This window comes from Streptomyces sp. NPDC005551 (assembly GCF_042871785.1).
Lineage (GTDB): Bacteria > Actinomycetota > Actinomycetes > Streptomycetales > Streptomycetaceae > Streptomyces.
In genome coordinates this window covers 286,635-309,141 of the sequence record NZ_JBIAJE010000008.1, presented here as the reverse complement: position 1 = coordinate 309,141, position 22,507 = coordinate 286,635, and the positions used below count along the sequence as shown (strand labels likewise).

Genomic DNA, 22,507 nt, shown 5'->3' with positions numbered 1-22,507 from the left:
GCGCCCGAGCCTGCCGAATCCGCACCCGGAACAGGGAGGGGGGCCACCCTGTGCCGTTCGAACCCGGGACCGGATCCCGGTACCGAAACCAGCCGGCGCGGGGAACGACGGCAGGCCCGGCCGAACCCGGCCGGATCCCGGTACCGAAACCAGCCGGCACGGGGAACGACGGCAGGCCCGGCGTCGATGCCGGGCCTGCCGTGCTGTCCGCCTCCCGGGACGCCACCGGGCACCTGCTGCTCGGCGCCGTGAGACCGGCGACGCGAGTGCCGGTCAGGAGAGCCGCTGCCCCCGCCAGGGCAGCTCCGCCGTGACGCGGGTCGGCCCGCCCGCCGGCGAGTCGACCACCAGGATCCCGTCCACCGCGTCGAGCCGCTCCGCGAGACCCGCGAGCCCCGACCCCGCGGACGGCTCCGCGCCGCCCACGCCGTTGTCCGAGACCTGGAGCATCAGCCGGTTCTCCACCCGCCACACGTCGACCGTGGCACCGGTCGCCCGCGCGTGCTTGCTGATGTTCTGCAGCAGCTCCGAGACCGTGAAGTACGCGATCCCCTCGATCGCGGGGGCCGGCCGGGACGGCAGGTCCACCTCCACCCGCACCGGCACCGTGCACCGCGAGGCGACCGCCGACAGCGCCGCGTCCAGCCCGCGGTCCGTCAGCACCGCCGGGTGGATGCCGCGCGCCAGATCCCGCAGCTCCTGGAGCGCCGTCTTCACCTCGCCGTGCGCCTCGTCCACCATCCGCGCCGCCTCCCGCGGGTCCTCGGACAGCTTCTCCTTGGCCAGCCCCAGATCCATGGCCAGCGCCACCAGCCGGGCCTGCGCCCCGTCGTGCAGGTCGCGTTCGATGCGCCGCAGGTCCGCCGCGGCCGTGTCCACGACCACGCCCCGGTCCGACTCCAGCTCCACCACCCGGGTCGCCAGCTTCGACGGGCCCAGCAGCCCCAGCACCATCAGCCGGTCCACGGTCGTCAGCGCCCGCACGATCCAGGGCGTCGCCAGCGTGAACAGCAGCCCCACCAGCGCCGTCACCCCGATCTCGAACGGGTTGTCCAGATAGACGCTGTGCCCCTCGTCCCCGTAGAGCTGGAGCCCGCCCTGCCCGCCGTACAGCGGGAAGAGCCAGAACCACAGCGGGTACGTGAGCATCGCCCACCCGTACGCCCAGAACGACAGCGCCACCGAGAACGCGAAGACCGCCCACGGGAAGTGCAGCAGCGTGTACAGCAGGTGCCGCCAGGACGTGCCGCTCCTCAGCAGCGCCCCCACCGCCGCCATCGGACCCTTGCCGCCCCGGCGCAGCGGCTCGGGGTCGGCGATCTCCAGGCCGAGCAGCGCCCGCGCCCGGGCCCGCTCCAGCGCCCCGAACCCGCGGCCCCCGGCCAGCGCCGCCGCCAGCACCGGGACACCCAGGAAGGTGATCAGCAGGCCCGCGCCGAGCGAGACCATCGTGACCGTCCAGACGAAACCGGCGATCGCGATCGGCAGGCTCAGCATCAGATAACCGAACTCGCGCCAGCTGCGCGCCTCGACGGGGGCCCGCAGCGCCACCGGAAGCCGATGCGGCCGGCCCTCGGTACCCGCCCCGTGGAATCCGGGCCCGCTGTGCGGTCCGTATCCCTGTCCGTAGTCCGTGGCCATCGGCTTCGTCCGTTTCTACTCGTCCGGTTCTGCTCGTCCGGTCAGTGGGCCGAGGGGCTCTGTCCCCGTCGTACCTCCACCCTGCTCGGCCGCGGGTCCGCGGACCATGGAGGCCATCGGCGTCTTGGACCGGGGGTTTTCCCCACCTCGGCCCCGACGGTGACCGGGTTTCGGCGGCGCGGGCGGTCAGCGCCGGGACACGTCCGCGGACAGGCGGTGGCGGTTTCCGCGACCGCTTGATGGGCGGGCGCGACCACCGCGGCCGGGTCGAAGACGGGCGTCCCCGCGGCGTCCCCGCGGCGTCCCCGCGGGAAACCTGCGCCTGCCGGTTCCTGGCGCCCCTGGCGGCGGGTCGCAGCGGTTCCTGGGCTCCTGGCCGGTCGCAGCGGACTCTCGCGCCGCCGTCCCTCCCGGCTCCGGCGGCCCGCCGCGCAGGTGCGGCCACCCCGGTCCCGTCCGCGGGCGGGGCGTGGTCGTGGTCACCCCCGGTACGCGGCGGGCTCCCGGTCCCGCCACGGCAGCTCCGCCGTGACCGTGGTCGGACCGCCCTCCGGCGAGTCGACGAGGAACAGCCCGTCCACCGCGCCCAGGCGGTCCGCGAGGCCCGCCATGCCCGTACCGCCGTCGAGGCGGGCCCCGCCGCGGCCGTCGTCCCACACCTGGATCAGCAGCCGCTCGTCCGCCCGCCACACGTCGACCGACGCCGAACGCGCCGCGCTGTGCTTGCTCACGTTCTGGAGCAGCTCGGAGACCGTGAAGTAGGCGATGCCCTCGATGGCCGCGGCCGGCCGCTCCATCAGGTCGGCCGTCACCTTCACCGGCACCGTGCACCGCGAGGCGATCGCGGACAGCGCCGCGTCCAGGCCGCGGTCCGTCAGCACCGCCGGATGGATCCCGCGGGCCAGGTCGCGCAGCTCCTGCAGGGCAAGTTTCACCTCGCCGTGCGCCTCCTCGACCATCACCGCGACACTTTCGTCGGCCTGCCCCTCCAGCAGCTTCTCCTTCGCCAGGCCGAGCCCCATCGCGAGGTTGACCAGCCGGGCCTGCGCCCCGTCGTGCAGGTCGCGCTCGATGCGCCGCAGGTCGGCCGCCGCCGTGTCGACCACCACCCCGCGGTCCGACTCCAGCTCGGCGATGCGCCGCTCCAGCTCGTCCGACGGGGACAGCAGCCCGCGCACCAGCGCCCGGTCGACGTTGGTCAGCGCCCGCGTGATGAACGGCAGTACCGGCCACAGCACGAAGAAGGCGACCACCGTGATCGCGAACGTCGCGATGCCCCAGGGCAGCCGGATGAACTCGTACAGCGTCGTCCGCCAGCCCACCGGGTCCTTCAGCGCCGACCAGAGCCGGCCGAAGAACCCGGACCCGGCGATCGGCAGGGGGCTCGGCTCGTCGATCCGCACACCGAGCAGCGCCCGTGCCCGCGCCCGCTCGGCCCGGCCCAGCAGCCGCGCGCCCATCAGCCCGCCCGCCAGCAGCGGCAGCCCGACGACCGTCACGGTGAGGCCCGCGGCGACCGACATCACGGTCACGACGTACGTGAAGCCGAGGATCGAGACCGGCAGATTGGCCAGGAGATGCGCGATCTCCTTCCACGTCTGCCGGTGCAGGGCGAGGCGGGCGGGCGGCAGCAGCCCGTCGTCGGACGTCGGCCCGTCCGGGGCGCCGGTGGTCGTGATGCGTTCGGTCATATGCGTCAGCGTGCCCGGCCGCGCGCCCCGGCGCCATGAGGTGGGCCGCCACGATCCACGGGGGAAAACCCCACCCCCGGCGGTTCCCCGGTGGTTCCCCGGGGGCCGTCCTGCCCATGCCAAGGCGTGACGGGCTGCTTACGGGTTCTTTAGCAGGCCCTAGACTCCCGTGCGTACAGATCGTCGAACGCGAGGTTCACGAAGGACCACGAGGTCAGAGAGCGAGGGGCGGACGTGCCGGAACCGACCGTTGCCGCCGGGACCGGGGGCGTGGAGACCGCGACCGTGGTCGCGTCGGACTATTTCCAGTCCTATTCGGTCGTCGGACTGCTCACTGTCGTCGGCGTGCTGTTCGTCGCCGTCGCGTTCGGCGCCGGACGACTGCTGCGGCCCATCGTGCCGACCCCCGAGAAACTCCTGACGTACGAGTGCGGCGTCGACCCCGTGGGCGAGGGCTGGGCCCACACCCAGGTCCGCTACTACGTGTACGCCTTCCTGTACGTGATCTTCGCGGTGGACTCGATCTTCCTGTTCCCGTGGGCGACCGTCTTCGCCCGCCCCGGCTTCGGCGCGGCGACGCTCGTGGAGATGTTCCTCTTCCTCGGCTTCCTCGCCGTGGGCCTGCTGTACGCATACAAGAAGGGCGTCCTCACATGGACGTGACCCCGGAGCCGGCCCAGCCGGTACTGCTGCCCGAGCCGAAGAGGCTGGGCGCCCTCGCCCGGCTGGCTCCCGAGCCGATGAAGGTGGTCCTCAACTGGGGCCGCCGCTACAGCCTGTGGGTCTTCAACTTCGGCCTCGCCTGCTGCGCGATCGAGTTCATCGCCGCGTCGATGGCCCGGCACGACTTCATCCGCCTCGGCGTGATCCCCTTCGCGCCCGGCCCCCGCCAGGCCGACCTGATGGTCGTCTCCGGCACGGTCACCGACAAGATGGCACCGGCCGTCAAACGCCTGTACGAACAGATGCCCGAGCCCAAGTACGTCATCTCCTTCGGCGCCTGCTCCAACTGCGGCGGCCCGTACTGGGACTCGTACTCCGTGACGAAGGGCGTCGACCAGATCATCCCCGTCGACGTGTACGTCCCCGGGTGCCCGCCGCGTCCCGAGGCCCTGCTCCAGGGGATCCTGAAGCTCCAGGAGAAGATCGCCCGCGAGTCGCTGAGCGAGCGGTACGGCACGGACCGTCCCTCCACGGCCGCGCTCCAGAGCGGTCCGGTGCGGCCACCGGCCGCGGGGGAGGGCCGATCCCGATGACCGTCGGCTGGCTCCCCGCCCCCGCCGAGGACCTGTTCGGCCCCGACGCCACGGCCGAGGAGTCGTACGCGCTCCTCACCGTCGACGTACCGCCCGCGTCCTGGACCGCCGCCCTCCGGACGGCCCGCGACACGCTGGGATGCACGTACTTCGACTGGCTCAGCGCCGTCGACGAACCCGGCACGGGCTTGTGCGTCTCGGCCCACGTCGTGGCGCTGTCCCCGGTACGCCGCCTGCTCCTCCGTACGACCGTCCCGCACACCGCGCCGGTCCTGGCGTCCGCGGTCGACGTCTACGCGGGCGCCGGCTGGCACGAGCGCGAGACCCACGAAATGTTCGGCGTGGACTTCGAGGGCCACCCCGGCCTGGACCCGCTCCTGCTCCCCGAGGGCTTCGAGGGTCACCCCCTGCGCAAGGACTTCGTGCTCGCCGCGCGGGTCGCCAAGGCCTGGCCCGGCGCGAAGGAGCCCGGCGAGTCGGACCACGGCGGCCCCAAGCGGCGCCAGATGCTGCCGCCCGGCGTCCCCGACCCCAATGAGTGGGGCCCTCTCAAGGGCCAGCTCCCGCCTGCCCCGGCCCGCCCCTCCCGGGGCGCCGCCCGCGCGGCGGGCGACCGCCCGGCCCGCCGCACCCGTACGACGGACGAGGGCTCGGCGAGCCAGTCCGCGGCAGCCCCGGCGCCGTCCACCGCCGGGCCTTCGCCCGCGCCACGGAGGGCGCGCAGCGCGAGCGGCGGGTCGGCGAGCCAGCAGGCTCCGGCTGGTCCGGCCGCCGGAACGGCCGGTACCGGAGACTCAGCCGCGGGTGCCGGTGGTGCGGCAGGCGCCGCTGGTCCGACGGGTGCCGGTGGTCCGGCCGCCGCGGGTCGGTCCGCCGCCGGTCCGGCCGCGGAGGCGGGGAAGGTCCCCGGGAACGCGGGGAAGCTTCCCGAGGAGGGGACGCCGCCGTCGCTCCCTGCCGGGTCGAGGCCCGCGAGAGCCCCGCGCAGCGCGGACGCCCCGTGGCACCACGCCCGACCGGCCTTCGGCGACTCGGGTGCCGGTGACGAGCCGGGCGCCGACGCCGGTACGGACACCGGCGTCGAGGCTGTGACGCCTGCCGGGGCCCGGCCGCAGGGTGAGCCGGACCGTCCGTCCGACGCCGACAAGGACGCCGGCGCAGGGACGGATGCCGAGTCCCAGCCGGGTCCGAAGCCTGAACCGGAGTCGGGTCCGAAGCCTGAACCGGAGTCGGGTCCGAAGCCGCAGTCCGATTCGGGCACGAGGCCGGAAGCGGAACCGGAGTCGGGCACGAGGCCGGAACCGGAGCCGACGCCCGAGTCCGGCCCGAGGGCTGAACCCGGCGCACGTACCGGTGACGAGCCCGATTCCGGCGCACGTACCGAGCCGGAGCCCGAGCCCGGCGACCAGCCCGGTCCGGAGTCCCCCCGACGAGCGACCCCCGCCAAGGACGACCCCACAGGAGGCCCGCAGTGAACGACGCTCTCGACGTCGCCCTGCGACTCCTCGTCGTCTTCGTCGTGTTCCTGACCTTCCCGCTGATCGTGGGTCAGACCGAGCACAAGGTGATGGCCCACATGCAGGGCCGCCTGGGCCCGATGTACGCAGGCGGCTTCCACGGCTGGGCCCAACTGGTCGCGGACGGAGTGAAGTTCGCGCAGAAGGAAGACGTCGTCCCGGCCGGGGCGGACCGCCGCGTCTTCCAGCTCGCACCCGCCGTCGCCCTCCTCCCGTACCTCCTCGTCCTCCTGGCCATCCCGGTCGGCCCGGGAGAAGGGGCCGTCGGCGAGGTCGTCGACGCGGGCATCTTCTTCGTCCTGGCCGTCATGGGCGTGGGCGTCCTCGGTTCGCTCATGGCGGGCTGGGCGTCGGCCAACAAGTTCTCCCTGCTCGGTGGTCTGCGCACGGCGGCCCAGCTCCTCGCGTACGAACTGCCCATGCTGCTCACCGCGGCGTCCGTCGCGATGGCGGCGGGCACCGTCTCGCTCCCCGGCATCGTCGACGCCTTCGAATGGTGGTGGCTGCCCTGGCAGATCGTCGGCGCGATCGTCTTCTTCGTCGCCGGTCTCGCCGAACTCCAGCGCCCGCCCTTCGACATGCCCGTCGCCGACTCGGAGATCATCTTCGGCGCGTACACCGAGTACACGGGGCTGCGCTTCGCGCTGTTCCTCCTCGCCGAGTACGCCGGGATCGTCGTCCTGTGCGGCCTGACCACCGTCCTCTTCCTGGGCGGCTGGCACGGCCCGTGGGGTGCCGACGGACTCGGCTGGGTCTGGACCCTGCTGAAGACCGCGATCCTCGCCTTCGTCGTCATCTGGCTGCGCGTCACCTATCCCCGTCTCCGCGAGGACCAGCTCCAGAAACTCGCCTGGACCCTCCTCGTCCCGCTCGCCCTCGCCCAGATCGCCCTCACCGGCGTCGTCAAGGTGGTGATCTCCTAGTGGCCCCCATTCCCGGCGCCGGCCTGGCCAAGGGCCTCGCCGTCACCCTCCGCACGATGACGAAGAAGACCGTCACCGAGCAGTACCCGGACGCCCAGCCCGAACTCCCGCCCCGCACCCGCGGCGTCATCGGCCTCTTCGAGGAGAACTGCACGGTCTGCATGCTGTGCGCCCGCGAGTGCCCCGACTGGTGCATCTACATCGACTCCCACAAGGAGACGGTCCCGCCCGCCGCGCCCGGCGGCCGTGAGCGCAGCCGCAACGTCCTCGACCGCTTCGCCATCGACTTCGCCCTGTGCATGTACTGCGGCATCTGCATCGAGGTGTGTCCTTTCGACGCGCTGTTCTGGTCACCGGAGTTCGAGTACGCCGAGACCGACATCCACGAACTCACCCACGAGCGCGACAAACTCCGCGAGTGGATGTGGACGGTCCCGGCCCCGCCCGCCCTCGACCCCGCCGCCGAGGAACCGAAGGAGATCACCGCCGCCCGCAAGACCGCCGACAAACTCGCCGCCGAGCAGGCCGAGCAGGCCGAGCAGGCCGAGCAGGCCGGGCCCGCCGCCCAGGCGGGGCAGGCTGAGCAGGCCGGGCTGGCCGAGCGGACCGGGCAGGCCGGGCAGGCCGGAGGCGCCAGGCAGGCCGGAGGCGCCGGGCAGGCCGGGCAGACTCAGCCGACCGAGCCGGCCCCGCAGGCCGACCGAGCCGCTCCCGACCGGACGGCCGGACCCACCGACTCCGGGGAGGCCCAGTCGTGAGCCTCGCAGCAGCCACCGCCGCCGCCGCAGCACGCGCCACGACCGCCGCCGGCAGCCACGGTTTCCTCTCCCCGACCGGCGTCGAGATCGCGTTCCTCCTCGTCGGCCTCGTCACCTTCGGCGCCGCGATCGTGACCGTCACCACCCGGCAGCTGGTGCACGCCGCCCTCTGGCTGGTGGTCGCGCTCGGCGGCCTCGCCGTCGAATACCTCCTCCTCACGGCCGAGTTCATCGCCTGGGTGCAGGTCCTCATCTACGTCGGGTCGGTCGTCGTCCTGCTCCTGTTCGGTCTGATGCTCACCCGGGCTCCCATCGGCCGCTCACCGGACGCCGACTCCGGCAACCGCTGGGCCGCCCTGGCCGTGGCCGTCGCAGCGGCCGGTGCCCTGGTCTGGGTCGTCGTCGACGCCTTCCGCACCACCTGGATGGACCTGGACGGCGCCGCCGAGGGCTCCACGGAAACGACCGGCGAGAGCCTCTTCCAGAACTGGGTGCTTCCCTTCGAGGCCCTCTCCGTCCTGCTGCTCGCCGCCCTCGTCGGCGCGATCGTGCTCTCCCGCAAGACCGCCGCCGAAGAGGCGCTCCCGGCCCGTCCGAAACCCGGCGCGCCCCGGCCCTCCGGAACCCTCCCCCCGAACCGCCCGGCCCCCGGCCGGGCGACGGCCGGCGAGCAGCCGTCCGGCAAGGAAGGGAACCGCTGATGCACCTCGCCTATCCCGCCGTGCTCTCCGCCCTCCTCTTCTGCACGGGCCTGTACGGAGTCCTCGCGCGCCGCAACGCGATCCTGGTCCTGATGTCCGTCGAGCTGATGCTCAACGCCGTCAACCTGAACCTCGTCGCCTTCGACGTCTGGCTCTCCAAGGCCGCCCGCGACACCCTGCACTCCGGCCAGGCACTGACCCTGTTCGTCATCGCCGTCGCCGCCGCCGAGATCGGCATCGGACTGGCGATCGTCCTCGCCGTGTACCGCAACCGCGGCACCTCCGACATCGACAAGCTCCGCGACACCGCCGAGACCGGCGACGGCCCCGACGGCGAAGGACCCGAAACCGCCGCGCCGACCACGGCCGAGAAGGCTGAGGCCACCGCGTGACCACGACCACCCTCGCCGTCCTCGTCCCCCTCCTCCCGTTCCTGGGTGCCGCGGCCGGCCTGCTCCTCGGCCGGACGGCCCCCGGTTTCGTACGCCCCCTCGCCGTGCTCCCGACCCTCGCGGCGCTCGTCGTCGCCGTGCTGGTCGCCGTGCGCCAGGGCGGCGACCGGGCCGTGGAAGCCGTCACCGAACTGACGCCCACCGGCTCGGTCCCCATCGAGCTCGCCCTGGACATCGACGGCTTCGCCGCCCTCGTCGCCGTGCTGGTCGGCCTCGTCGCGTCCTGCGTGCAGATCTACTCGACGGGCTACCTGCGCGACGACCCCCGCTACCCCTCGTACGCCGCTCTCGTCTCCCTCTTCACCTCCGCGATGCTGCTCGTCGTCTACTCCGGCGACCTGATCGTGCTGCTGGTCGGCTGGGAGATCATGGGCATCTGCTCGTACTTCCTGGTCGGCCACTACTGGGAGACCCCCGAGGCGCGCGCCGCCTCCCTCAAGGCCTTCCTGGTCACCAAGCTCGGCGACGTCCCCTTCCTGATCGGCCTGTTCGCACTCGCCACCGACGCCGGGTCCTTCCGCATCACGAAGATCCTCGGCACCGTCGCGAGCGGCGGACTCGACCACCCGACCCTGATCGCCCTGCTGCTCCTCGCGGGCGTGGCGGGCAAGTCGGCGCAGTTCCCGCTGCACACCTGGCTGCCCGACGCGATGGCCGGCCCCACGCCCGTCTCCGCACTCATCCACGCCGCGACCATGGTCGCCGCCGGTGTCTACTTCGTCGCCCGGCTCCTCCCGGTCTTCGAGGCCTCCACGGCCGCGATGGTCGTCCTCGCCGTGATGGCCGCGGTCACCATGACCGGCTCGGCACTCGCCGCCCTCGCCCAGGACGACATCAAGCGCGTCCTCGCGTACTCGACGATCGGCCAGCTCGGTTACCTGACCGGCGCCCTCGCCGTCGCCGACCGCGGGGCCGCCGTCTTCCACCTCCTGTCGCACGGCGCCTTCAAGGCGCTGCTGTTCCTCGCCGCCGGCGTGATCATCCACGCCTCCGGCACCAACTCGCTGGCCACCATGTCCCGCATGAAGGACCTGCGCGTCCGCATCCCCGACGCCTACTGGACGATGACCGTGGCGCTGCTCGCGCTCGCCGCGATCCCGCCCTTCAGCGGCTTCTTCTCCAAGGAAGCCGTCCTCGGGGCCGCCGAGCACGTCGCCACCGGCCACACCGAGCACGCCCCCGGCGCCGCGGGCTGGATCGTCCTCGTCGCCGGCCTGGTCACCGCCGTGCTCACCGCCGCGTACGCGACCCGCCTGTGGCTGCTCGCCTTCAACGGCCGGGGAACCGAGGCCCCCGACCACGGCAGGCAGCCGCTGACCATGACCGTGGTGCTGTGGGTGCTCGCCGTCCCGTCGCTCGCCTTCGGACTGGCGTACGGCCCGCTGCCCGCCTGGTTCGACGGACGTGATCTGGCGCCGGTGCTCACCACCTCCGTCCTGGCCACCGGACTCGCCCTCGTCGGCGGTCTCGTCACCTACGGCGCCTGGCGGCACACCACCGCCACGGCCGCCCCCGTACCCCTGGGCGCGGTCGCGGCCCACCCCGAGGGCGACGCCGGACTGGTCGAGGCCGAGGCCATCGCCGGCCACACGCCCGCCTACGGAGACATCGCCTCCGCACCGGACCCGGCGGACCCGGGCCGTCTCCTGCTCGGCCCGCTGCACCGCCACGCGGCCGCCGGCTTCCACCTCGACGCCGTGTACACGACGCTGTTCGTCCGCCCCGTCCAGGCCGGAGCCACCCTCGTCCGCTTCCTGGACCGTGAGGTCGTCGACACCTACGTACGCGGTGCGGGCGCCCTTCCCCGCTGGCTCGGCGAGGCCGCACGGCGCGCCCAGACCGGCAATGTGCAGACCTATGTGAGCGCGCTGCTCGCCGGCACCGTCGTCCTGACGGTCGCCGTCCTCCTCGTCGCCACGGGAGCGTGAGCAGGCGTGATCGATATCAGCGAATCCGTGATGCAGATCCTTCTCGCATTGATCGTCGTGGGCCCGCTCATCGGGGCGGCCACGGCTCTCCTGCCGGCCCCGCCCGGACTGAAGGGGAAGTCGCCCGAACAAGCCGTGCTGCGGCACGGCGTTCTGGTCACCGGTGTGGTCCTCATCGCCGCGATCGTCCTGGCGATGGGCTTCGACCACGACACCCCTGCCAAGGCCCAGCGGATGCAGGCCACGACGGACATCAGCTGGATCCCCGCACTCGACGTGCGCATCCACCTCGGCATCGACGGCATCTCCCTCCCCCTTCTGGTCCTGACCGCGCTGCTGACCTTCCTCTGCGCGCTGTACAGCTACTTCAAGATGCCCGCGGGCCCCACCCCGAAGGCGTTCGTCGCACTCGTCCTCGTCCTCGAGTCCGGCACCCTCGCGACCTTCGCCGTCCTCGATCTGCTGCTGTTCTTCCTCGCGTTCGAGATGGTGCTCATCCCGATGTACTTCCTCATCGCCCGGTGGGGCGGTGCCGGACGGCAGGCAGCCGCCTGGAAGTTCATCCTCTACACGCTGCTCGGTTCCGTCGTCATGCTGCTCGGCCTGCTCCTGATCGGGATCAAGGCGGGCACATTCGACATGGTGGCACTCGCCACTGACAACGGCCGTGAATTGACCACATCCGTGCAGGTCATCGCGGTTCTGGCGGTCGGGATCGGACTCGCCGTCAAGACGCCGATGTGGCCGCTGCACAGCTGGCTGCCCGACGCCCACACCGCCGCGCCCACCGTCGGCTCGGTCCTGCTGGCGGGCGTACTGCTGAAGATGGGCACGTACGGATTCGTCCGGATCCTGCTCCCCGTCGCGCCCGACGGCATGCACACCTTCGCGCCCTACCTCGCCGCCCTCGCGGTGGCCGGCATCATCTACGGATCGCTGGCCTGCCTCGCCCTCGCCAAGCAGGGTGCCAAGGGCGACCTCAAGCGCCTCATCGCGTACTCCTCCGTCGGCCACATGGGCTTCGTCCTGCTCGGCATCGCGACGATGACCCCCACCGGTGTGAACGGCGCGCTGTTCGCCAACGTCGCCCACGGCCTCATCACCGGCCTCCTGTTCTTCCTGGTCGGCGGCCTCAAGGACCGCACGGGCACCACCGACCTCGACACCCTCGCCCAGGAGACCGGCGCCGCCCTCTACGGCAAGGCACCCCGCCTCGGCGGCCTGCTCGCCTTCAGCGCCGTCGCCTCGCTCGGACTGCCCGGCCTCGCCGGGTTCTGGGGCGAGATGCTGGCGCTCTTCGGCGCGTTCAACCCCGCCGAAGGCCTCAGCCGCCCCGCCTTCCTCACCTTCATGGCGGTCGCCGCCTTCGGCACCCTGCTCACCGCCGCGTACATGCTCATCGTGGTCCGCCGCGTCTGCATGGGTGCCGCGCCCCGGCAGGACGCCCCGCGGCTCGCCGACGTCCAGAGCTACGAGTTCGCGGCCTGGGCCCCGCTCGTCGCCCTCACCGTCATCGCCGGACTCTGGCCGAGGGCGCTCCTCGGCCTGACCGACCCGGCCGTGCAGCAACTGCTCGCAGGAGGCACCCGATGAGCTCCCTGGTCCAGTCCGTCGACTGGCTCGCTGTCGCGCCGCCCACCCTCGCCGCGGCCGTCGGACTCGTCGTGCTCGTCGCCGACCTCTTCGTCGGCGACGCCAGGAAGCCGCTGCTCGGCTGGGTCTCGGTGGCCGGCCTCGCCGCGTCCGCGCTGCTTCTGCTGCCGCTCCTGGACGGTGACCGCGCCACCTTCTGCCTGACCGGCGACGCCGACTTGTGCAGCTACACCGCCGACCGGTTCACCCTCGTCATCCAGCTCCTGGTCCTCGGCGGAGCGCTCCTCGCCGCACTGCTCTCGGTGACCGCCCTGAAGGACGCCGACAAGGAACTCCCCGAGGGGGAGTACTGGTTCCTGCTGCTCTCCTCGGCCGCCGGCGCCGCCCTGCTGCCCGCCTCACGGGACCTCGCGACCCTCATCGTCGCCCTGGAAGTCGCCTCCCTGCCCGCCTTCGCCCTGGTCGGCATCAGACGCGGCGACCGCAAGTCCTCCGAGGCGGCCCTGAAGTTCTTCCTGTCCTCGGTCACCGCGACCGCCGTCAGCCTCATGGGCGTCAGCTTCGTCTACGCCACGACCGGCACGCTGTACCTGACGAAGATCGCGGACAGGATCCAGCACGTCGACGGGCAGTTCGCCACCCTCGCCCAGACCGGCGTCGTCCTCACCCTCATCGGCTTCGCCTTCAAGACGGCCGCGGTGCCCTTCCACTTCTGGGTGCCCGACACCTACGTGGGCGCGCCCCTGCCCATCGCCGCCTACCTGTCGGTCGTCGGCAAGGCGGTCGGCTTCTCCGGCCTGATCCTCGTCACCGTCGTCGCCTTCCCGTCGTACGCGGACATATGGGGCCCCGCAGTCGCGGCACTGGCCGCCCTGACCATGACCGTCGGCAACGTCGGCGCCCTGCGCCAGCGCACCACGCGCGCGTACAGCGCGGTCCGGCTGCTCGCCTGGTCCTCCGTCGGGCAGGCCGGCTACCTCCTGGTGCCGATCGCGGCGGCCGCCTACTCCAAGGACGCCGAGAAGGCCATCGGCTCCACCGTCGCGTACGCCCTCATGTACGCCGCCGTGAACCTGGGCGCCTTCGCCGTGGCCGCCCTCGTCGCCCGTACGAGCCCCCTGAACCGCGTCAGCGACTACCGAGGTCTGTACGCCGCCAGCCCCCTCTCGGCGCTGCTCCTCGGGTTCTTCCTGCTGTGTCTCGCGGGACTGCCGCCGGGCATCATCGGCCTCTTCGCCAAGGTCACCGTCTTCTCGGCGGTGGTCGACGCCGGGCTCGGCTGGCTGGCCGTGGTCATGGCCGTCAACGTGGTGATCGCGCTCTTCTACTACCTCCAGTGGACGACGCTGCTCTTCCGCGCCCCCGAGGGCGAAACCGCCGAGCACCGGGTACCGGCCCCGCTCACCGCGGCCATCGCCCTCACGGCCGTCCTCGGGATCGCCCTCTCCGGAGCACCCCAAGTGGTCCTGCGCTTCTCGGACACCGGCCTCTTCTGACCGACCCGCCCACCGGGGACCGCCCTTCATCCCGCCACGCGCGCGTGGACCCGCCTCCACGCCCGCGTCCACACCCGTGCCCCGCCGACGCCCCATGAACGCCCCCACGCGCGCGTCCGCAGCCGCTCCCCGTCACCCGGTCGGCCCACGCCCGCCGTCCCGGGCACAAGGGAACTAGTGCCTCCCGCCTGGCGTTGACCAGTACGGGAGGGTCCACTGAGCAGTGGACGCACGCAGCACCATCAGCAAGCAAGGGTTCCCCTGCCGCACCACCTGGAGGGCGTACCGTGCACCGCCGGCACAACGGGCTCAGGACCGCCGTCCTCCTAGGGGGACTGTCCGCACTCATCATCGTCATCGGCAGCTTCTTCGGGCGGGTGGGCCTGGTCGTCGCCCTCGTGATCGCCGTCGGCACCAACGCGTACGCGTACTGGAACAGCGACAAACTGGCGCTACGCGCGATGCGTGCCCGCCCGGTCAGCGAATTCGAGGCCCCGGCTCTCTACCGCATGGTCCGCGAACTCTCCACCCAGGCCCGCCAGCCCATGCCCCGCCTGTACATTTCGCCCACCGAGGCGCCGAACGCGTTCGCGACCGGCCGCAACCCACGCAACGCCGCCGTGTGCTGCACCGACGGCATCCTGCGGATCCTCGACGAGCGCGAACTGCGCGGCGTCATCGGCCACGAACTCAGTCATGTGTACAACCGCGACATCCTGATCTCGTCCGTCGCCGGCGCCCTCGCCTCCGTGATCATGTTCCTGGTGAACTTCGCCTGGCTGATCCCGGTCGGCCGCTCGAACGACGACGACGGCCCCGGACTCCTCGGCATGCTGCTGATCATGCTCCTCGGCCCGCTCGCCGCGTCCCTCATCCAGCTCGCCGTCAGCCGCTCCCGGGAGTACGAGGCGGACGCCTCCGGCTCCCGGCTCACCGGGGACCCGCTCGCCCTCGCGAGTGCCCTGCGCAAGCTCGACGCCGGCACGAAGCAGCTGCCGCTGCCCCCGGAGCCGCGCATCGAGACCGCCAGCCACATGATGATCGCGAATCCGTTCCGTCCGGGCCAGGGACTCTCCAAGATGTTCTCCACGCACCCGCCGATGGCGGAGCGCATCGCCCGGCTCGAGAAGATGGCAGGTCACCACCAGTGAAAACACTCCTGAACGTCATCTGGCTCGTCCTGAGCGGCTTCTGGCTGTTCCTCGGGTACCTGCTCGCGGGCGCGCTGCTCTGCCTCACCGTCATCGGCATCCCGTTCGGCATCGCCGCGTTCCGGATCGGCGTGTACGCCCTGTGGCCGTTCGGCTATACGACGGTGGAGCGCCGCGACGCGGGCGCCCCGTCCTGCGTGGGCAACGTGCTGTGGCTGGTCCTCGCGGGCTGGTGGCTCGCCCTCGCCCACATCGTGACCGGCATCGCCCTGTGCGTCACGATCATCGGCATCCCGTTCGGCATCGCCAACTTCAAGCTCCTGCCGGTGTCGTTGTTGCCGCTGGGACGTGAGATCGTCCGCTCGGACCAGCCGTTCGCGACGCGCTGACGCCCGGTACGGGGGTAGGACCGGTCGTACTTCCGCACCTCGCGCCAGGGCAGTGAGCCCGGCTGGAGTCGTCCCGCAACTGCCGTTGTCCACAGCCCGAACGCGCCTCGCCCGCGGTTGTCCACAGGCCCGCCCGGCTGTCAGTGGCGCGTTGCATCATGAGCCCATGACCGAAATCGAGCAGCTGCTGGCACGGGTTGCCCAGCAGGCCCGCGACACCCGCCCCTGGGGCTGGCCCTCGCTCCCCGAGCCCGTGGCCCCGTCCGCGATCGCCCGTGCGGAGTCCGCCCTGGGCTTCCCGCTGCCGGCGCTGCTCGCCGCGCTCTACCTGCGGATAGGCGACGGCGGATTCGGCCCGGAGTACGGCCTGTTGCCGCTGCTGGACAGTGCGCCGTCCGGTGAGCCCGCGGTCGTCCCGCAGTACCTCGCCAACCGGGCCGAGGGCGTCGAGGACCCCGACTGGCCGTGGCCCGAGGGTGTCCTGCCGATATCCCACTGGGGCTGCGGAATGTACGCCTGCGTGGACTGCCAGGCCCCGGACGGCCCGGTCCTGTTCTTCGAGCCGAACGCCGACCGTGCCGAAGACGCCTGGTACGTGGACTCGGCAAGCCTCGAGGACTGGCTCCGTGCCTGGCTGGACGGCACCGGCTGGTACGAAGAGGCGAGCGACGGTGCGGACATGGCCCCGTGGCCCGGCTTCCGCATACGCACGGCTCCGACTCCCTGACCGGTTCGCGCCCGCGGACTATCGCGTGACCGTCCACCGCCGGACTCCGTAGACCGCCGCCCCCGCCAGCAGCACGGCCGTTCCCACGACGACCGGGACACCCGGCAGCGCGAACGCCAGCGTCGCGCACCCGACGAGCCCCACCGCCGGCAGGACCCGCTGGGAGAGAGCCGAACCGAGTGTCCAGGCGGACGCGTTGGCGACCGCGTAGTACGCCAGCACCCCGAAGGAGGAGAAACCGATGGCACCCCGCACATCCACCGTCGCGGCCAGCACCGCGACGACCGCACCCACCGCCAGCTCCGCCCGGTGCGGCACCTGGAAGCGCGGATGGACGACGGCCAGGGCACCCGGGAGATGCCGGTCACGCGCCATGGCCAGCGCCGTGCGCGAGACGCCCAGTATCAGCGCGAGGAGCGATCCGAGCGCGGCCACGGCCGCACCCACCCGCACCACCGGCACGAGCCCCGGCACCCCCGCCGCCCGTACGGCGTCGGCAAGCGGAGCGGAGGCGGAGCCCAACCCGTCCGTACCGAGCACGGTCAGCACCGACACAGCCACGGCCACGTACACCACCAGCGCGATCCCGAGCGCCAGCGGGACGGCGCGCGGGATCGTGTGCGCCGGATCACGTACCTCCTCGCCGAGGGTCGCGATCCGCGCGTACCCGGCGAACGCGAAGAACAGCAGACCGGCCGCCTGAAGCACCCCGCCCACCCCGCCGGAGACCCCGACGTCCAGCCGCCCCGCGTCAGAGGCACGGGAGCCGAGACAGACGACCACCACGGAAGCGAGGACCGCGAGGACCACCGCCACGATCACCCGGGTCAGCCGGGCCGACTTCCGCACCCCGCCGTAGTTCACCGCGGTCAGCGCGACCACCGCACCGACCGCCACCGCGTGCGCCTGCCCCGGCCAGACGTACGCGCCCACGGTGAGCGCCATCGCCGCACAGGAGGCCGTTTTCCCGACCACGAACGACCAGCCCGCGAGATACCCCCAGAAGTCCCCGAGCCGCTCGCGTCCGTACACGTACGTACCGCCCGAGGCGGGATACAGGGCAGCCAGCCGGGCGGAGGACATCGCGTTGCAGTAGGCGACGACGGCGGCCACCGCCAGCCCGATGAGCAGCCCGGAGCCGGCCACCCGTGCGGCGGGGGCGAGCGCGGCGAAGATTCCGGCACCCACCATCGAGCCCAGACCGATGACGACCGCGTCCCCGACACCGAGGGTCCGCCGCAGCCCGGCACCGGCACCAACACCGGCACCCGCACCCGCACCGCCACCCGAACCTTCGGCCCCCTGTCGCGTCATGCCCCGCACCCTACTGATCAGTGCAACCGGCCGGCGCCGTGCAGGCGTCCTCCCCGGCAACGGAACATCAACATGAGGGTGACCGGCGGCTCGACCGCGGGAACACAGCCTGACCGAGGCGCGAACACAGTCCAGGCACAGCGCGGAGAGGCAGGTTCAGAGCATGGGCATCGTCAGCTGGATCATTCTGGGGCTGTTGGCCGGGGCCATCGCCAAGTTCCTGCTGCCGGGACGCGACCCGGGCGGTTTCGTCGGGACGACTCTCATCGGCGTCGCGGGCGCCTTCACCGGCGGCTGGATATCCGCCCGCTGGTTGGACCACCCGATCAGCAAGGACTTCTACGACGGCGCCACCTGGGCCGCCGCGATCGGCGGCTCGTTCGTCCTGCTGGTGGTCTACCGGATCCTGTTCGGGGACTCGCGGCGCTGAGCGCGACCCCTGACCCCGCGGCCGGCGGCAAGAAAAGGTGGGCACCCGGGGGCGCCCACCCTTGCTCATACCTGCGCCGAAGCCTCTACCGGTAGTTCACGAACTGCAGTGCGAAGTCGAAGTCCTTGCCCTTGAGCAGCGCCTGCACGGCCTGGAGGTCGTCCCGGCTCTTGGAGCTGACGCGCAGCTCGTCGCCCTGCACCTGGGCCTTCACGCCCTTCGGACCCTCATCACGAATGATCTTGGCGACCTTCTTCGCGTTCTCCTGGGAGATGCCCTCCTCGATGGACGCGAAGATCTTGTACTCCTTGCCGGAGAGCTGGGGCTCACCGGCGTCCAGCGACTTCAGCGAGATCCCGCGCTTGATCAGCTTGGTCTCGAACACATCGAGGATGGCCTTGACCCGCTCCTCGGAGTTCGCCTCCATGAGGATCTTCTCGCCGGACCAGGAGATGGAGGCGCCCACGTTCTTGAAGTCGTAGCGCTGCGAGATCTCCTTGGCGGCCTGGTTGAGGGCGTTGTCGACCTCCTGCCGCTCGACCTTCGAGACGATGTCGAAACTGGAGTCGGCCATGTCCTGTGGCTCCTTGTATCGGGGTGCGTGAGGGCGGCAGCAGAACCGGCATCAGCCCCGCGCCGCATCCGCATAAGCCTAGCCACCCGCTCCCCGCGGAGTACTGATCAATCGGGTGGCGAAGCACCCCCGGGCATCGGGTATCGTTTACGTCGTTGCCACGGAGCACCGCCGAAAAGCGGTCCTCACGGCAGCAAACCCCGGCGGTGTGCCCGAGCGGCCAAAGGGAGCAGACTGTAAATCTGCCGGCTCAGCCTTCCCAGGTTCGAATCCTGGCGCCGCCACACGGGAACCAAGGGCCCGTGACCTGCCTCAACAGCAGGTCACGGGCCCTTGGTCATGCGCGGGAGAGACCGGCGTGGCGCCCCGCGCCGTGGCCTGGTGCGCCCCCGTGCCGCGCGGCAGCCGGTCAGCGTCAGACGGCGGGGTCCAGGAGCCCTCGGGCCCGGGCCAGACCGTAGGCGGCCAGGGTGTACGCGTCGGAAATCCGTCCGCCGACGAGCATGCTCTCGAACTCCTTCAGGGGCAGAGCCCGAATGCCCCCGATGCCCTCCTCCCGCGCGTCCGGGCTCGGGTCGTCCCGGAAGGCGGCCGCGTCGATGCGGGCGAGGTACAGCTCGTCATGACCGGCCTGCAGACCCGTGTCCGAGGACATGGGACCCAGATAGGTCAGGTCGTCGGTGTCGCACCCCAGCTCCTCCCGCAGTTCCCGGCGGGCGGCCGTCGAGCCGTCCTCCCCGGGGGAGCCGAAGCCCCGCGGGATCTCCCAGTGCCACCCGCGCGACGCGTGCCGGAAGTGATGCAGCAGGACGAGCCGCCCGTCGCTGAGCACGGGCAGCACCGCGGCGCCCGGAGCCTCGCTCTCGGGGATGACGCGGATGTAGGTGCCGGTGCGGCCGGAGGGGAAGCGCACGGCGTCGCGGAGCATCCTGACGTACGGGTCGCGGTAGACCACGCCAATGTCCCCGGACTCCTCCGCGAACCCGTGGGCGACAGCGAGTTCCGAGGCCTCCCGCGCCACTCGCTCCTGGTCGGTGCGGTCGAGGAGGATGTCGATCGCCCCGCCCGGCGGGTTCACGAACATGTCGGGACGCTTCTCGCGCAGCGCGTCGTACGCGGCGAGCCGGGCGCTCCTGCGCTCCCTGCCGGCCGTCTCGTCGCCGTCGGCCCCGGCGTGCGCCTCGTGGCTGTGACTGCGGTTCATGTCTGCCCCTCCTCGGCCGCGTTGTCGGCGATCCGATCATAAGTACAGGGCCAGCGGCAGACGCTTGATGCGGGCGGCCGCGTCGTCGTAATCCCCGGCGACCTGCCGGTAGTGACGGTGCAGGGCCTCGACCACATCGAAGACCCCTGTCCCCGACGCGCCGACGGCTTCCCGGCTCTGGCGCAGCAGGGACCGCACCGTGGCCACCATGGCCGAGTCCAGGACCTCCCACAGGGGGACACCGACGGCGCCCGCTCCGCTGATGATGAGAGACCGCATGAAGCCGAGCACGTCGCCGCCCTCCGACCGCATGCCCTGGCCTGCCAGGCAGGCCCCCAGGATCGCAAGCTTGTTCCGGGGGAGACTGAGACGCAGGGCGAGGTCGAACTGGGTGACCCAGTCGCTGTCGCCGAGGCGCAGAAGGGGGCCGTACCCCTCGGACGTGTCGACATACCGGCCGTGGCCCGCGTACACGAAGAACTCCGGTTTGCACGCGGTCAACTCCGCGATGCCGTCCCAGTCTCCGGGCAGCAGCCGGACGGGACCGCTCAGTCCCTCCGGTACCCGTCCCGCGACGGCGATGTGCTCGGCCGGCCAGCCCGTGCCGACCATCTCGCCGCCCGTGGCGTCGGTGTCCGTCACGAGCAGCGCCGCCAAGTCGTCGTTCGCTTCGACGAGCTGCCGCTTGAGCAGATGCCGGCCATGGGTCACGAAGGCGGCCACGCTCACGGACTGGGACAGCGGAACCCGTGCGGCGAGCGGCCGGCCGTCGTCCGGTGCCAGGGCGACATGCAGGGGGATGGCGAAGATGTCGTCCGTCGGGATCAGCGTCAGATGGGTGGGCGCGCCTCCCCGGCAGACCGCCTCCCATGCCGGGGCGACGAGCAGGTCCCACACACGTCGGCAGGTTTGCTCGCTGGGCGTCGGGTCGCTGTCGTCCGACAAGTCGGACGACACCTGGCGCGCCAGCCCGGCCACCAGCTCGTACGGCACCGGGGGCAGCATCGTCAGCTGGCCCTCCCGGCACACCACCATGCCCAGCGAGTCGGGCACGGCCTCGCCTCGTGTGCCCTTGACGCCGTCCGGCGCGGCGAACCGGAAGTACCGGATGACGCAGGATCCCTGGTGGTTGAGGGTGTACTGGGCGAGACGATGGGCGATGTCCTCGTCGTGCGTCGCGGAGGTGAGCGGATGGTGCATGAAGCGGTCCTCGTACGCGCGCTCCCGCTCGGCGAGCAGTTCTCTCAGGGCCTCCTCCTCCTGCCCGGTGACCGGCTGGGGGGCTCCCCGGCGCTTCTCCCCGTCGTGCGCCGGGCGCGGCGGCTCGGCGAGAGCCAGGCTCCGGGACGGGGGACCGAGGGGCTGTGGTTGGGAGGAGGCCAGCAGATCCAGCAGCTCGCGGCCGGACGACTCCTCGACCAGGGACAGCACCTTCTCCACGTTCTCCCGCGAGCCGTCCCCGGAACAGACGCGGTCCGCGATTGCCTGCAGGTAGGCGGGCCGGACGTGGCGGGCGTAGGCCCTTTTGTACAGCGGGAGCGCGATGGCCGCCCGAACCGACTTGGCCATGCGGAGTTGCCGGCGCAGCAGGTCGTCGGGGCGTTCTTCCTCGGGAAGAGTCCTGGCCACCTTCCGGTATCCCTGGACGGTGTACGCGTGGAAGTCCACGTCCATTCCGGTCCGGCGGCCTGCTCCCGGCACGTCCTGGTCGAGCTCGTCCAGGAGCCGGCCGAGCTCTTTCAGGCCCTCGGCTCCTCCCGTGCTGATGGCGAGGTTCTGCCGGGCGATGAGTCGGCCCCGATGCCAGCGCGTGTCCCGGAGCCTCGCGAAGTGTTCGACGGACTTCCCCTTGTCCCGGATGGCCTGGTTCGTGATCGACTGGGCGATGCGGTACTCGTCCCGCAGTCCCTCCGAGATGGCCAGAGACCGTGCGGTCACCTCCAGCGAACGCCTGTTGTCACCGGACTGCCCGAGTGCGACGGCGAGGTTGTGGAGAGCGTTGGAGTAGCCCCGCAGGAACTCCCGGTGCTCGCGGGGGGACTCGGGGGACGGTTCGCCCTCGGTGTCCACGCCGTGTGAGGCGCCGGAGCGGGCGATCGCATCGCGCAGTTCCTCCAGCGAGGAGATGAAGGAGGCCGCGTCAGTGCCGCCGTCTCCCGCGCGGGCCGTCTGGTTCTGCTCCTCGTAGCGGGCACGCGCGTGGTTGCTCCGCAGGTCGGGCAGCACCCACCACAGGTTCGACGTCTCCGCCACGGTGACGGCCGTCTCGAAGGAGAGGCGAGCGGTGGTGAAACTGCCGAGCCGGTACTGGATCCGGCCCACTCCGTCGAACCACCGCGCGATCACATAGCGACTGAAGACGTCCGGCGTGTGCAGTTCGCCGCGCTCCCATTGGCCGTGCAGGTACTCGGCGTCGGGCCGGGAGGCCTCGATCAGGCGCAGACCGGTGAGCAGTTCGTACGCCACGTCGGCCCGGACGATCTCGCACCAGTGCGCGCCGACCCTGCGTGCCGTGCGGCGGGTGTCCTCCTGGGGGCCCGGCTCGTACGCCTCGGCCAGCCGCAGCATGCCGATCGCGCGGGACTGCTGCATCGGTACGTCGAAGTCCACGTCGAACCGCATGATGAGGTCCTCCACGTCCAGCGCATCGACGAAGGCGCTGATCGCCGAGCCGGGATCCGGCTCCCGAGCTGTGTCGCCGTTCCGGCCCATGGGGAACCTCGTTCCAGTCGCCTGAAATGGTCAGGGGAAGTCGGACGTCA

At 71.9% G+C, this 22,507-nt stretch carries 20 protein-coding genes and 1 tRNA gene; 15 read left to right on the top strand and 6 right to left on the bottom strand.

The features are described 5' to 3' along the window. Nucleotides 1-273 precede the first annotated feature (273 nt). Both ACFYP4_RS24500 and ACFYP4_RS24495 read right to left on the bottom strand, forming a co-directional pair. A complete protein-coding gene (locus tag ACFYP4_RS24500) occupies nucleotides 274-1,641 on the bottom strand; it encodes a sensor domain-containing protein (protein ID WP_358850937.1) in 1,368 nt (455 codons plus the stop codon). A gap of 479 nt (nucleotides 1,642-2,120) precedes the next feature. After that, nucleotides 2,121-3,332, bottom strand: a complete 1,212-nt coding sequence (locus ACFYP4_RS24495) for a sensor domain-containing protein (protein WP_358850936.1) — start codon at nucleotides 3,330-3,332, stop codon at nucleotides 2,121-2,123. 234 nt (nucleotides 3,333-3,566) lie between these two features. Between ACFYP4_RS24495 and ACFYP4_RS24490 the strand changes: the two genes are divergently transcribed. From ACFYP4_RS24490 to ACFYP4_RS24430, 13 genes are all read left to right on the top strand, one after another. Continuing rightward, nucleotides 3,567-3,995, top strand: a complete 429-nt coding sequence (locus tag ACFYP4_RS24490) for an NADH-quinone oxidoreductase subunit A (protein ID WP_358850935.1) — start codon at nucleotides 3,567-3,569, stop codon at nucleotides 3,993-3,995. After that, the gene (locus ACFYP4_RS24485; protein ID WP_358850934.1) at nucleotides 3,986-4,588 is read left to right on the top strand and encodes an NADH-quinone oxidoreductase subunit B family protein; all 603 of its coding nucleotides are present in this window, start codon (nucleotides 3,986-3,988) and stop codon (nucleotides 4,586-4,588) included. Before ACFYP4_RS24490 ends, ACFYP4_RS24485 begins: the two co-directional genes overlap by 10 nt. Then, on the top strand, nucleotides 4,585-6,063 hold the full coding sequence (locus ACFYP4_RS24480; RefSeq protein ID WP_388788006.1) for an NADH-quinone oxidoreductase subunit C: 1,479 nt from the start codon (nucleotides 4,585-4,587) through the stop codon (nucleotides 6,061-6,063). The genes ACFYP4_RS24485 and ACFYP4_RS24480 overlap by 4 nt, the downstream gene beginning before the upstream one ends. Next, nucleotides 6,060-7,028: a complex I subunit 1 family protein gene (locus ACFYP4_RS24475; RefSeq protein WP_358850932.1), complete on the top strand. Its 969-nt coding sequence runs from the start codon at nucleotides 6,060-6,062 to the stop codon at nucleotides 7,026-7,028. The genes ACFYP4_RS24480 and ACFYP4_RS24475 overlap by 4 nt, the downstream gene beginning before the upstream one ends. Further along, nucleotides 7,028-7,786, top strand: coding sequence for a NuoI/complex I 23 kDa subunit family protein (locus ACFYP4_RS24470; protein ID WP_388788003.1), 759 nt, complete (start codon nucleotides 7,028-7,030; stop codon nucleotides 7,784-7,786). Before ACFYP4_RS24475 ends, ACFYP4_RS24470 begins: the two co-directional genes overlap by 1 nt. Then, complete coding sequence (locus ACFYP4_RS24465; protein ID WP_388788000.1) at nucleotides 7,783-8,487, top strand: NADH-quinone oxidoreductase subunit J; 705 nt, start codon at nucleotides 7,783-7,785, stop codon at nucleotides 8,485-8,487. The genes ACFYP4_RS24470 and ACFYP4_RS24465 overlap by 4 nt, the downstream gene beginning before the upstream one ends. Further along, entirely contained in the window at nucleotides 8,487-8,879 is a 393-nt protein-coding gene (gene nuoK / locus ACFYP4_RS24460; protein WP_388787997.1) for an NADH-quinone oxidoreductase subunit NuoK, read from the top strand. Before ACFYP4_RS24465 ends, nuoK begins: the two co-directional genes overlap by 1 nt. After that, nucleotides 8,876-10,867 carry an NADH-quinone oxidoreductase subunit L gene (locus tag ACFYP4_RS24455; RefSeq protein ID WP_388787994.1) on the top strand — a complete coding sequence of 664 codons (1,992 nt, stop codon included), beginning with the start codon at nucleotides 8,876-8,878 and terminating at the stop codon, nucleotides 10,865-10,867. The genes nuoK and ACFYP4_RS24455 overlap by 4 nt, the downstream gene beginning before the upstream one ends. Nucleotides 10,868-10,873: 6 nt before the next feature. After that, the gene (locus tag ACFYP4_RS24450; RefSeq protein ID WP_388787991.1) at nucleotides 10,874-12,460 is read left to right on the top strand and encodes a NuoM family protein; all 1,587 of its coding nucleotides are present in this window, start codon (nucleotides 10,874-10,876) and stop codon (nucleotides 12,458-12,460) included. Further along, nucleotides 12,457-13,956, top strand: coding sequence for an NADH-quinone oxidoreductase subunit N (locus ACFYP4_RS24445; protein ID WP_358850926.1), 1,500 nt, complete (start codon nucleotides 12,457-12,459; stop codon nucleotides 13,954-13,956). The genes ACFYP4_RS24450 and ACFYP4_RS24445 overlap by 4 nt, the downstream gene beginning before the upstream one ends. A 287-nt stretch (nucleotides 13,957-14,243) precedes the next feature. Beyond that, nucleotides 14,244-15,107 carry a zinc metalloprotease HtpX gene (gene htpX / locus ACFYP4_RS24440; RefSeq protein WP_358850925.1) on the top strand — a complete coding sequence of 288 codons (864 nt, stop codon included), beginning with the start codon at nucleotides 14,244-14,246 and terminating at the stop codon, nucleotides 15,105-15,107. Continuing rightward, the gene (locus ACFYP4_RS24435) at nucleotides 15,104-15,496 is read left to right on the top strand and encodes a YccF domain-containing protein (RefSeq protein WP_358850924.1); all 393 of its coding nucleotides are present in this window, start codon (nucleotides 15,104-15,106) and stop codon (nucleotides 15,494-15,496) included. The genes htpX and ACFYP4_RS24435 overlap by 4 nt, the downstream gene beginning before the upstream one ends. 166 nt (nucleotides 15,497-15,662) lie before the next feature. Continuing rightward, nucleotides 15,663-16,223: an SMI1/KNR4 family protein gene (locus ACFYP4_RS24430; RefSeq protein WP_388787987.1), complete on the top strand. Its 561-nt coding sequence runs from the start codon at nucleotides 15,663-15,665 to the stop codon at nucleotides 16,221-16,223. An 18-nt stretch (nucleotides 16,224-16,241) separates the two neighbouring features. On the opposite strand, the gene ACFYP4_RS24425 is transcribed toward ACFYP4_RS24430, so the two are convergent. Then, entirely contained in the window at nucleotides 16,242-17,537 is a 1,296-nt protein-coding gene (locus ACFYP4_RS24425) for an APC family permease (RefSeq protein WP_388787984.1), read from the bottom strand. Between the two features lie 163 nt (nucleotides 17,538-17,700). Between ACFYP4_RS24425 and ACFYP4_RS24420 the strand changes: the two genes are divergently transcribed. Then, nucleotides 17,701-17,967: a GlsB/YeaQ/YmgE family stress response membrane protein gene (locus ACFYP4_RS24420; protein WP_358850921.1), complete on the top strand. Its 267-nt coding sequence runs from the start codon at nucleotides 17,701-17,703 to the stop codon at nucleotides 17,965-17,967. 85 nt (nucleotides 17,968-18,052) lie between these two features. Here ACFYP4_RS24420 and ACFYP4_RS24415 read toward each other — a convergent pair whose 3' ends face one another. Beyond that, on the bottom strand, nucleotides 18,053-18,541 hold the full coding sequence (locus ACFYP4_RS24415; protein ID WP_355789823.1) for a YajQ family cyclic di-GMP-binding protein: 489 nt from the start codon (nucleotides 18,539-18,541) through the stop codon (nucleotides 18,053-18,055). Between the two features lie 202 nt (nucleotides 18,542-18,743). On the opposite strand from ACFYP4_RS24415, the gene ACFYP4_RS24410 reads away from it, so the two are divergent. Beyond that, nucleotides 18,744-18,825 (top strand) — tRNA-Tyr (locus ACFYP4_RS24410). Between the two features lie 131 nt (nucleotides 18,826-18,956). Here ACFYP4_RS24410 and ACFYP4_RS24405 read toward each other — a convergent pair. Together ACFYP4_RS24405 and ACFYP4_RS24400 are read right to left on the bottom strand one after the other, a co-directional pair. Continuing rightward, nucleotides 18,957-19,745: an NUDIX hydrolase gene (locus tag ACFYP4_RS24405; protein ID WP_388787980.1), complete on the bottom strand. Its 789-nt coding sequence runs from the start codon at nucleotides 19,743-19,745 to the stop codon at nucleotides 18,957-18,959. A 36-nt stretch (nucleotides 19,746-19,781) separates the two neighbouring features. Beyond that, a complete protein-coding gene (locus ACFYP4_RS24400) occupies nucleotides 19,782-22,457 on the bottom strand; it encodes a CHAT domain-containing protein (protein ID WP_388787977.1) in 2,676 nt (891 codons plus the stop codon). Nucleotides 22,458-22,507: the final 50 nt, after the last annotated feature.